At 73.4% G+C, this 9,659-nt stretch carries 10 protein-coding genes; 5 read left to right on the top strand and 5 right to left on the bottom strand.

Annotation, left to right across the window (positions count from 1 at the left end):
- Positions 1-147: 147 nt before the first annotated feature.
- Complete coding sequence (locus ACA514_RS20700) at positions 148-327, top strand: hypothetical protein (protein ID WP_375042823.1); 180 nt, start codon at positions 148-150, stop codon at positions 325-327.
- A 7-nt stretch (positions 328-334) separates the two neighbouring features.
- Here the strand turns inward: ACA514_RS20700 and ACA514_RS20705 are convergent, their stop codons facing one another.
- The 4 genes from ACA514_RS20705 to ACA514_RS20720 all read right to left on the bottom strand — a co-directional run bounded on the left by ACA514_RS20705 (position 335) and on the right by ACA514_RS20720 (position 5,848).
- Entirely contained in the window at positions 335-1,210 is an 876-nt protein-coding gene (locus ACA514_RS20705) for an oxygenase MpaB family protein (RefSeq protein WP_375042824.1), read from the bottom strand.
- Positions 1,211-1,384: 174 nt separating this feature from the next.
- The gene (locus tag ACA514_RS20710; protein WP_375042825.1) at positions 1,385-1,567 is read right to left on the bottom strand and encodes a hypothetical protein; all 183 of its coding nucleotides are present in this window, start codon (positions 1,565-1,567) and stop codon (positions 1,385-1,387) included.
- Between the two features lie 397 nt (positions 1,568-1,964).
- Positions 1,965-3,776: a hydantoinase B/oxoprolinase family protein gene (locus tag ACA514_RS20715; protein ID WP_375042826.1), complete on the bottom strand. Its 1,812-nt coding sequence runs from the start codon at positions 3,774-3,776 to the stop codon at positions 1,965-1,967.
- Entirely contained in the window at positions 3,773-5,848 is a 2,076-nt protein-coding gene (locus ACA514_RS20720) for a hydantoinase/oxoprolinase family protein (protein WP_375042827.1), read from the bottom strand. The genes ACA514_RS20715 and ACA514_RS20720 overlap by 4 nt, the downstream gene beginning before the upstream one ends.
- A 142-nt stretch (positions 5,849-5,990) precedes the next feature.
- On the opposite strand from ACA514_RS20720, the gene ACA514_RS20725 reads away from it, so the two are divergent.
- The 4 genes from ACA514_RS20725 (at position 5,991) to ACA514_RS20740 (ending at position 9,033) form a co-directional block, all read left to right on the top strand.
- Positions 5,991-6,365, top strand: coding sequence for an FKBP-type peptidyl-prolyl cis-trans isomerase (locus ACA514_RS20725; RefSeq protein WP_285918505.1), 375 nt, complete (start codon positions 5,991-5,993; stop codon positions 6,363-6,365).
- A gap of 140 nt (positions 6,366-6,505) precedes the next feature.
- The gene (locus ACA514_RS20730) at positions 6,506-7,471 is read left to right on the top strand and encodes an ATP-binding cassette domain-containing protein (protein ID WP_375042828.1); all 966 of its coding nucleotides are present in this window, start codon (positions 6,506-6,508) and stop codon (positions 7,469-7,471) included.
- A complete protein-coding gene (locus ACA514_RS20735) occupies positions 7,468-8,295 on the top strand; it encodes an ABC transporter permease (RefSeq protein WP_375042829.1) in 828 nt (275 codons plus the stop codon). The genes ACA514_RS20730 and ACA514_RS20735 overlap by 4 nt, the downstream gene beginning before the upstream one ends.
- 3 nt (positions 8,296-8,298) lie before the next feature.
- Entirely contained in the window at positions 8,299-9,033 is a 735-nt protein-coding gene (locus tag ACA514_RS20740) for a Pr6Pr family membrane protein (RefSeq protein WP_375042830.1), read from the top strand.
- Here the strand turns inward: ACA514_RS20740 and ACA514_RS20745 are convergent.
- On the bottom strand, positions 8,978-9,658 hold the full coding sequence (locus ACA514_RS20745; protein ID WP_375042831.1) for a carbon monoxide dehydrogenase subunit G: 681 nt from the start codon (positions 9,656-9,658) through the stop codon (positions 8,978-8,980). The two genes, ACA514_RS20740 and ACA514_RS20745, sit on opposite strands and share 56 nt — an antisense overlap.
- Position 9,659 lies beyond the last annotated feature (1 nt).

Raw genomic sequence — 9,659 nt, forward strand, 5'->3', positions numbered from 1 at the left:
TCGCATGTCCGGCAACTCCAGAATGATGGCGAGTAAACCTAGACTGGGTCGTAGATCTTTTCCGATGCCATTCGAAGCGCCTAGTGACCTCGGTCACGGCGGGCGATTCGTGAAGGGAATTCGGAGCCCTTCGGGAAGGTGCATCACATGATCGACATCGACCTCGCCATGGTCTTCCTCGTCCTCGGGGCGGGTGCGCTGCTCACCGTCCTGATCAGCGGTTTCCTGGGAATGGCGGCGCGGGCTCGCGACGGCCGGGCGAGTTCGACGGCTCCCGTGTCCGGTGTTCACCGGGTTCGGGCGGACGAGCGGCAGCCCGTCTCCTGAGCGCCGCTCAGGAACCCGCCTTCCTGGGCTTGAGGAGTTCCAGTACGGCCTTGTCCCCGTGCTCGCCGATGAGATCGATCGGCGTCTCCGCCTTCTGACCGGCGGCGACGTGGTCCTTGAGCGCCTGCAGGAGTGTGGCGCCTTCGTCGCTGTAGCCGTACCCGGGGCTGGCGATGATGAGGTCCCATAGTTGCCGTGCCTCGTCGAAGGTGTCGGGGAGGCCGTCCTCCTCGATGCCCATGACAGAGCCGATGATCTTCCACACGCCCATCCAGGTGAGGAGGGCGTCGCCCTTCGGGACGTCCTCCCCGACCTGCTCCAGCCCGATCAGAGGCGAGTAGGAGAAGGTGAGCAGCGTGTAGGCGAGGCTGACCTGGTTGACGTAGGGGTGGTCGGGCGGCGCCGGGTTCGTCTCCGCGATCGTGGCGTGGCGCTCGCCGAGGGCTTCGTAGGCGGTCCACAGCCCGAGGCCGCCGGCTCCGTCGGCGAGTCCCTGCCGCACGCTGTCCATGATGTGGTCCGTCTTCGCGAGACGTTCCGTGACGAATGCGACCTCGGCGAGCCGCCGTGTTTCGACCAGCAGTTTCGCGCCGTCGATGTAGGCGTAGGTCTGCGGGAGGGACCGGACCAGCAGGAGTATCTCGTACGTCTGGTCGATCCCGGCGTTGACCGCTCCGAATCCGCTGATCAGGGCGAGATGCCGCTTCGCCGTCTCGGGCTTGAGCGATTCGTTCTTGACGAGGCGGTCGAGAAGGGTCTCGTTGTCGAGGTCGGCACCGCGGGCCACGTCCGCGATCGACTTGATGGCCCCGTACAGGGTCCCCTCCGCTTTCATCGGCCTTTTGCGGGCTTCCGCCAACCGGTCCTGCGTCGTCCACACCATCGGACACCTTCCCCGTGCTGGATTGCCCGCAGGTTAAGGACCATTCTGCTTGTGTGACGGTGCGGCCACTGACCGTATCCGGACGCGGGGAAGAGTTCGCAGCCCCCGCGTGCCGAGGGGGCCTCCTAGCCGTAAGCGGCCACGCGAACCGTCGCGTCCCCGCTGCCCCTGGGCTCACTTCAGCGGCACGGCGAACTCCCCGACCGGGCCGGTGCCCCGGCCCGCGGGGTCGGGAGACGAGGAGGAGCCGGACGGCGCTTCGATGGCGAGTTCTGGCCTCCGCCTGGCCGTCGAGGACGGGCCGGCACCACTCGACGGGCCGTTGCTGTCGCCGCTCGCCTCGCCGTGGTAGATCATGAACGGTGCTCCGGCGATTCCTACCGGCGGGCGGCGTGTTCGGCCTCGGTTTCGGTCCAGCGGGCGCGGATCTCGTCGGCGGCCGGACCGGCGTTCTTGGCGAGGGCGTCCTTGATCCAGGCCAGCGGCACGCCGAGTCGGCGGCGGCCGCCATGCGGGCGCTTCCGTACAGCGCGGCGGCGTACTTGCGGTAGTCGGTGTCCGGGTCGACGTGGGCGGGCACGAGCAGCCCGAGTTCGTCGTACGGGCGCAGCGCCTTGGGCGACAGCCGCGACGGGCGCGCGAACTCGCCGATGGCGGCCAGACCCGTGGACCGCTCCCTCGGTCCGGGCGGTCGCCTGGTCATCGCCACCGCACGGCTTATCCGAAGGTCAAGCGGCAGGCGATGCGGTGCCGGTCAGGGCGTGTCCACGTCGGCGGACGTCGCGCCTCCGGACAGGGTCGGGTAGCCGGGGCCGCGGTCGAAGAAGGGGGCCGGGCCGCGTTCGGCGCACAGGCGGGCGCGGAGGTCCCCGGTGGCGCGGGCGTCGACGGTGCCGTCGTGGAGGACGACGCCATAGTCGGCGCGGGCGCCGCCGGGAGAGACCTTGCCGTCGCGGACGTCGGCGGCGACGCGGGACGGGTCGCGGTCCAGGGGGTCGCCCCAGCCGCCGCCTCCGGTGGTGCGGATGCGGATGACCTGGCCGGCGCGGACGGGATGGTCGTCGACGAGGCCGTCCATCTCCACGCCGTCGATGTCGACGCGGAACGGGCGTCCGGCGCGGCCTCCGTTGACGCCCCAGCAGGACAGGATGGAGCGGTCGGCGATCGACATGTAGTGGGCGTCGCGGAGCATCCGGATGTGCTTGTCGTAGCCGAGGCCGCCGCGGAACTCGCCGGGGCCGCCGGAGTCGACGGCGAGGCCGAGGCGTTCGACGACGAACGGCCAGCGCGCCTCGGCGAACTCGGCGGGGATGTTGCGGGAGTCGGGGACGACGTGGATGGTGTCCTCCCCGTCGGCGTAGTACCGGCCGCCCGATCCGCCGCCGAGGACCTCGCGCATCAGGTAGGGGCCGCGGTCGTCCTCGCCGTACACGCCGGTGTAGCGGATCGTCTCCTGGTCGGCGGGCATGCGCCCGCCCGTGGCCTTGGCGAGGACGCCCGCGAGGACGCCGAGGAGGCGGAGGATGACGAACGTGCGGGCGTTGGTCGGGGCGGGGAAGACCGGCGTGAGCAGGGTCCCCTTCGCCGGGAACCGCATCTCGATCAGGGGCACGACGCCCTCGTTGACGTCGAGTTCGGCGGCCCGCTCGGGGGTGTCGGCGAGGTTGCGCAGCACGGGCGCCAGCCACTTTTTGAGGAACACGCCGTCCGCGTAGTCGCCCGCGTGGTTGATGGGCCCCTTGGCCTGCGGGGACGTGCCGGTGAAGTCGATGACGAGGGGCGCGTCCGCGGACTTGTCGACGGTGAGGGTGATGCGCTGCGCGTGCAGGCGGGGCGGGTCGACGCCGTCGTGCTCGGCGTAGTCCTCCCAGACGAACGTGCCGTCGGGGATCTTGGCGAGCAGTTCGCGGCGGAACGTCCCGGTGGTGCGGGTGATGATCGCGTCGAAGCACGCCTCGACGTCGGCGCGGCCGTAGCGGGCGAACAGGTCGCCGAGGCGGCGGGCGCCCATGAGGCAGGCGGAGCATTCGGCGTCGAGGTCGCCGGCGAGGGAGTCGGGCATCCGCGAGTTGCGGGTCATGATGGCGAGCGCCGCCTCGTTGGGGACGCCCTGGTCCCACAGTTTGATGGGCGGCACCATCAGGCCCTCTTCGTAGGCGCTGCGGGCGTGGCTCGGCATCGAGCCGGGGACGGCGCCGCCGATGTCGTCGTGGTGCCCGAACGCCTGGACGAACGCGACCACCTCGCCGTCGTGGAACACCGGGACGGTGACGCACAGGTCCGGGAGGTGGCCGATGCCGCCTTCGGACAGGTACACGTCGTTGTGGAAGAACACGTCGCCGGGGCGCATGCCTTCCAGCGGGAAGTCGCGGGCGATCGGCTGGACGAGCGCCGAGTACGAGCGGCCGGTGAGCTTGCGGAGCCGCCGGTCGTGGATGCCCGCGCGGAAGTCGTGCGCGTCGCGGATCATCGGGGAGCGGGCCGTCCGCGCGATGGCCGTCTCCACCTCGCGCTCGACGGACGCGAGCGTGCCTTCGACGATCTCCAGCAGGATCGGGTCGGTCACCGGGTCACCACCAGGTTGCCGTGGCCGTCGAGGCGGGCGGTGAAGCCGGGGTGCAGCGGGAGGGTGGAGCCGAACTCCTCGATCACCGCGGGTCCCGCGACGACGTCGCCCGGGGCCAGCTTCTCGCGCCGGTACACCGCCGTCTCCACCCAGTCGTCGAAGCGGACCGGGCGCGTGCCGGTGCGGGCGCGCGACGGGTCGCCGTCGCCCGGCGGTCGTTCCGGCGGGCGCGGGCGCGGGATCGGCCCGATGCCGGACACGCGGAGGTTGACCCACTCGACGGGATGGCGCGGGTCGTCGCGGTGGCAGTAGCCGTAGCGGGCGTCGTGCGCGTCGTGGAACCGGCGGACGACCTCCGCGCGGAACGCCTCGTCCGGCGTCCCGGCCGGCGCGGCGACGCGGACCTCGAACGCCTGCCCGTAGTACCGCAGGTCGGCGGAGCGGACCAGGCGGCGCCGCTCCTGCGGGAAGCCCTCGCGGGCGAGCGCCGCCCCGGCCTCGTCCTCCAGGTCGGCGAACACCTCGGCGAGGGCGGGGACGTCCAGTTCGGTGTCGCGGACGACCCGCGTCCGCACGTGCTCGTTCTTGACGTCGACCGTGAGCAGCCCGAAGGCCGACAGGTTGCCGGGGTTCTCCGGGACGACGGCGGCGGGCAGGCCGAGGACGTCCAGCAGCCGGCACGCCAGCAGCGGGCCGGATCCGCCGAACGCGACGAGCGGGTAGTCGCGGACGTCCAGTCCCCGCTTCACGGTGATCCGCCGGATCGCGTTGGCCTGGTTCCACGCGGAGATCTCCAGGATCCCGGCGGCGGCCCGCTCGACCGTCAGCCCGAGGCCCGCGGCGAGCGCGGACAGGCCGGCGCGCGCGGCGGGCACGTCCAGCGGCACCTCGCCGCCGAGCAGGTGCGGCGGGATGCGGCCGAGGACGGCGTGCGCGTCGGTCACCGTGACCTCGGTGCCGCCGCGGCCGTAGCAGAGCGGGCCGGGGTCGGCGCCGGCGCTGCGCGGCCCGACCTTGAGCGCGCCGTCCGGCGACCGCCGGGCGACCGACCCGCCGCCCGCGCCTACCGTGACGATGTCGATCATCGGGATCTTGACGGGGTGGCGGCCGATCTCGCCCTCGGTGGTGAGGGTCGGCTCGCCGTCCAGCACGACGGCGACGTCGGTGGACGTGCCGCCGCCGTCCAGCGTCACGACCGACCCGCGGCCGCCCGGCCCGCCGGCGAGGCGCGCGGCGACGAACGCGGCGCCGAGCGCGCCCGCGGCGGGGCCGGACAGCACCGTCGTGATCGGCTGCCGGGCGACCTCCTCGGCCGACAGCACGCCGCCGTTGCTCTTCATCACCAGCAGCGGCGCGGCGACACGCCCGGCGATCCGTTCGAGGTAGCCGTTCATCGCCGGCTTGACGGCGGCGTCGACCAGCGTCGTCACCGACCGCTCGTACTCGCGGTACTCGCGCAGCACCTCGCACGACAGGGAGACGGCCGCGTCCGGGTGCTCGCGGCGCAGCACCTCCCGCATCGCGAGCTCGTGCGCCGGGTTCGCGTACGAGTGCAGGAGGCACACGCCGACCGCGCGGACGCCGGCGTCGCGGAGCGCGCGCGCCGCCGCGACCGCGGACTCCTCGTCGAACGGTCGCAGCTCGGCGCCGGTGTGGTCGAGCCGGCCGCCGACCGTCCGCACCCGGTGCGCCGGGACGATCCGGGGCGGCTTCACCCAGAAGTAGCTGTTGCCGTAGCCGTCGGGGACGCTCTGCCGGGCGATCTCCAGCATCGCCTCGAAGCCCTCGGTGGTGACGAACCCGAGGTCGTCGATCCGGTCCTCGAGGAGCCGGTTCGTCGCGACCGTGGTGCCGTGCGCCAGCGCCGCCACGTCCCCGGGCGACGCGCCGAGCAGGCCGAGCACCTTGGCGAGGCCGGCCGCGAAGCCCTCGGCCGGGTCGGCGGGCGTCGAGGGCGTCTTGGTGGTGACGGGCTCCGCGGTGCCGGACGGGCCGTCACCGTCGATGTCCAGCGCGACGACGTCGGTGAACGTCCCGCCCGTGTCGATCCCGATCCGCAGCCGCCGTGCCATGCCCAAGGGTCTACCGGACGGCCCGCACCTGCGGAACCGTCGCAATGTGCCAACGGAGCGGCCGTTCTTTGGTCAGGGGCGCGGCGCTAGGCTGAACAGCTCATCCGAGGTACGACAACGACGACATCGCTGGAGCCCGTTCATGGCGCTTGAACGCCCCGAGATCGACTTCCCCGAGGGACAGCCGCCCGCCAACCTCGACATCACCGACATCACCAAGGGCGACGGCCCCGAGGCCGTCAAGGGCTCGACCGTGTCGATGCACTACGTCGGCGTCTCCTGGTCCACCGGCGAGGAGTTCGACGCCTCCTGGAACCGCGGTTCGACGCTGGACTTCCAGCTCGGCTCCGGCCGCGTCATCAAGGGCTGGGACATGGGCATCGCCGGAATGAAGGTCGGCGGCCGGCGCAAGCTGGTCATCCCGCCGCACCTGGCCTACGGCGACCGCAGCCCGAGCCCGGCCATCAAGCCCGGCGAGACGCTGATCTTCGTCGTCGACCTGGTCGCGGTGAGCTGACCGCCGTGCGCTGAGGCGGCGGCCCCGCCGCGGTGGACGGCCGCGGGCACGGCCCAACGGCGGGCAATCGGGCGGTGAAAATCCGGCCGGTTGCCCGCCGCCGCCGTTTCCGCGCGCGGGCCGTCCGGTATCAGAGGTTCATGATCGAGGCGCGGGGGCTGACGAAGCGGTACGGCGGCACCACCGCCGTCGACCGCGCGACGTTCCGCGTGCCGCCGGGCCGGGTGACCGGGTTCCTCGGCCCGAACGGGGCCGGGAAGACGACCACGATGCGGATGATCCTCGGCCTGGACCGCCCGACCGCCGGCGAGGTGACCGTCAACGGCCGCCGCTACCGGACGCTCGGCGCGCCGCTGCGCGAGGTCGGCGCGCTGCTGGACGCCCGCAACGCGCACGGCGGCCGCACCGCCTACAACCACCTGCTGTGCCTGGCCAAGAGCAACGCGATCCCGCGCCGGCGGGTGGACGAGGTGCTGGACGTCGTCGGCCTGCACAGCGTCGCGCGGAAGCGGTCCAAGGGCTTCTCGCTCGGCATGGGGCAGCGGCTCGGCATCGCGGCGGCGCTGCTCGGCGACCCCGGCGTGCTGATGTTCGACGAACCGGTGAACGGGCTGGACCCGGAGGGCATCCTGTGGATCCGCACGCTGATGCGGCGGCTCGCGCGGGAGGGCCGCACCGTGTTCGTCTCCAGCCATCTGATGTCGGAGATGGCGCTGACCGCCGAGCACCTCGTGGTCATCGGGCGGGGCCGCATCATCGCCGACACCGGCATGGCCGAGTTCATCGGCGCCAACGCGACCAGCCACGTGCTGGTGCGCTCCCCGCAGGCCGGGGAGCTGGCGCGGCTGCTGGCCGGGCCCGGGCGGCGCCTGGAGCCGGAGCCGGACGGCGCGCTGCGCGTGTACGGGGCGCGGGCCGCCGAGATCGGGGACGTCGCCGCCGACCACGGCCTGCGGCTGCACGAGCTGGCGACCGTCCAGCCGTCCCTGGAGGAGGCGTTCATGCGGCTGACCGGCGAGACGGTCGAGTACCACGCCGGCGTCCCGGGCGCGCCCGCGCCGGGGACGGGCGGGCCCGGGGCACCGGCTCCCGGGGCGGGCGCGTGAACGCCCCCGCGACGGCGGCGCAGGCCGGGCCGCGCGGCGACGCCGGGCGGGTGCGGTTCGGGCACGTGCTGTCCTCGGAGTGGACGAAGATCGCCACGGTCCGGTCGACGTTCTGGACGCTGCTGGCGGGCGCGGTCGTGCTGATCGGGTTCTCCGCGCTGTGGGCGCTGGCGTTCACCGCGTCCTACGACCAGATGAGCGCCCGGGACAGGGCGACGTTCACCCCGATGCTCCCGACGCAGGTGGCGTACTACTTCGGCATGGTGGTCTTCGGGGCGCTGGGCGTGCTGGTCATCACCGCCGAGCACGGCACCGGGATGATCAAGACGGCGCTGACGGCGGTGCCGCGCCGCGCCCACTACCTGGCGGCGAAGACGGCGGTGCTCGGCCTCGTCGTGCTGGCGGTCGGGATCGTCGTGACGTTCGCGTCGTTCTACGCGGCGCAGGGCATCCTGGCGTCCAAGCACCTGGACGGCTCGATCGGCGACCCGGGGATGCTGCGCGCCGTCGTCGGCGGCGGCCTCTACCTCGCGCTGGTCGCGGTGCTGGCGCTCGCCGTCGGGACGCTGCTGCGGCACACCGCGGGCTCCATCGTGGTGCTGTTCGTGGTGCTGTTCGTCCTCGGCATCGCGGGCGGGTTCCTGCCGAGTTCGTGGGGCGACACGGTCAACCGGTTCCTGCCGTCCAACGCCGGCGGCGCGATCCTCGACCCGGTGCACAAGTCCGGGTCCCTCGCCCCGTGGACGGGCCTCGGCGTGTTCGCGATCTACACGGTCGCCGTGCTGGCCGCCGCGCTCGTCCTGTTCGAGCGCCGCGACGCCTGAGCCGTGCTGTGTCCGGAGCGGCCGCGGGCCGCGCAGCGTCCAGGGCGGCCGGGACGGCCGGCGGGCACGGCGCGCCCGGGGACCGCGAAGGTCGTCTGGCGGGCGGGGCTCGGGGTGTTCGCGCTGGCCGGGGTGGTCGCCGGGTTCGAGGAGCGCCGGCCCTCCCTGGACACCGTCGACTTCCTCAGCTACTTCACCACGCTGAGCAACCTGATCGGCGCGGCGGCGCTGCTCGCCGGCGCGCTGCCCGGCCTGCACGGGCGCCCCCGGGTGGACTGGCTGCGCGGCGCCGCGGCGCTCTACCTGGCGATCACGGGGCTGGTGTACGCGCTGCTGATGGGCGGGGACGCGGGCACCTGGACGGGGTGGGCGCAGCACCGCGTCATGCCGGTCGCGGTGCCGCTGGACTGGCTGCTGTTCGCGACCGCGCACGACTTTCCGGCGCGCCGCACGGTGCTCGGCTGGCTGGCGTTCCCGCTGGCCTACCTCGGCTACACCCTGGCGCACGGCGTGGCGACGTCCTGGTACCCGTACCCGTACCTGAACACGGCGGAGTACGGCTTCGGCCCGTTCACCTCCTACACCTCGGCCATCGCGGTGCTGTTCGTCGTCCTCGCGGGCCTGCTCGCCGCCTGGCCCGCCCTGCACCGCCGCACCATCGTCGTGAACAAGCGTTCGCGGCTCAACGGCGGCGGCGGCCCAGCAGGTGGCCGACGGCGACGCCGGCGAGGGCGATGACGCCGCCGGACACGAACGCGGCGGTCATCGGCCATGCGAGCGACCCGCCCGCCCCGGCGGGCTCGGCGGCGCGCCCCGGATACACCCGGCCGGGTGCGGGCGAGGCGGGCACGGACGAAGCGGGCGTCGGCGGGGCCGGTGCCGACGAAGCGGAAGCGGGTGCGGGTTCCGGTTCTGAGGCCGGGGCCGGGGTGATGAGGTCGCGTTCGACGGCGGCGAAGAACTCGCCCGCCGTCCGCTTGGCGACGCCGCCGAGCATCCGCTGGCCGACGCCGCCGATCATCCCGCCGACCACCGCGTCGGCGGCGTAGTCGACGCGGGTCGAGTCGCCGCCGTCCGACAGCCGGACGCGGACCGTCGCGTCGACCGTGCCGGGCGCGCCCTGCCCCTGCGCGCGCAGCGTGAACGAGCGCGGCGGATCGGGGTCGGCGAGTTCGACGCGCCCGACGTAGGTGCCCTGGATGGAGGCGACGCCGGCCGTGACCGTCATGCGGTAGGTGTCGGGGCCGGTCTCCTCCAGGGAGCGGCACCCGGGGATCGTCCGGGCGAGCACGGCCGGGTCCTGGAGCGCGTCCCAGACGCGGGCGAGCGGCGCGGCGACGCTGGCACTGCCGTTGACCTGCATG

The organism is Actinomadura sp. NTSP31 (assembly GCF_041951385.1).
Lineage (GTDB): Bacteria > Actinomycetota > Actinomycetes > Streptosporangiales > Streptosporangiaceae > Spirillospora > Spirillospora napierensis.

What these genes read in the sequence shown, in the direction of transcription:
- ACA514_RS20710 (WP_375042825.1), bottom strand. Translation starts at nt 1,567, where the DNA reads ATGATCTACCACGGCGAGGCGAGCGGCGACAGCAACGGCCCGTCGAGT.
- ACA514_RS20705 (WP_375042824.1), bottom strand. Translation starts at nt 1,210, where the DNA reads ATGGTGTGGACGACGCAGGACCGGTTGGCGGAAGCCCGCAAAAGGCCG.
- ACA514_RS20700 (WP_375042823.1), top strand. Translation starts at nt 148, where the DNA reads ATGATCGACATCGACCTCGCCATGGTCTTCCTCGTCCTCGGGGCGGGT.
- ACA514_RS20745 (WP_375042831.1), bottom strand. Translation starts at nt 9,658, where the DNA reads ATGCAGGTCAACGGCAGTGCCAGCGTCGCCGCGCCGCTCGCCCGCGTC.
- ACA514_RS20725 (WP_285918505.1), top strand. Translation starts at nt 5,991, where the DNA reads ATGGCGCTTGAACGCCCCGAGATCGACTTCCCCGAGGGACAGCCGCCC.
- ACA514_RS20720 (WP_375042827.1), bottom strand. Translation starts at nt 5,848, where the DNA reads ATGGCACGGCGGCTGCGGATCGGGATCGACACGGGCGGGACGTTCACC.
- ACA514_RS20730 (WP_375042828.1), top strand. Translation starts at nt 6,506, where the DNA reads ATGATCGAGGCGCGGGGGCTGACGAAGCGGTACGGCGGCACCACCGCC.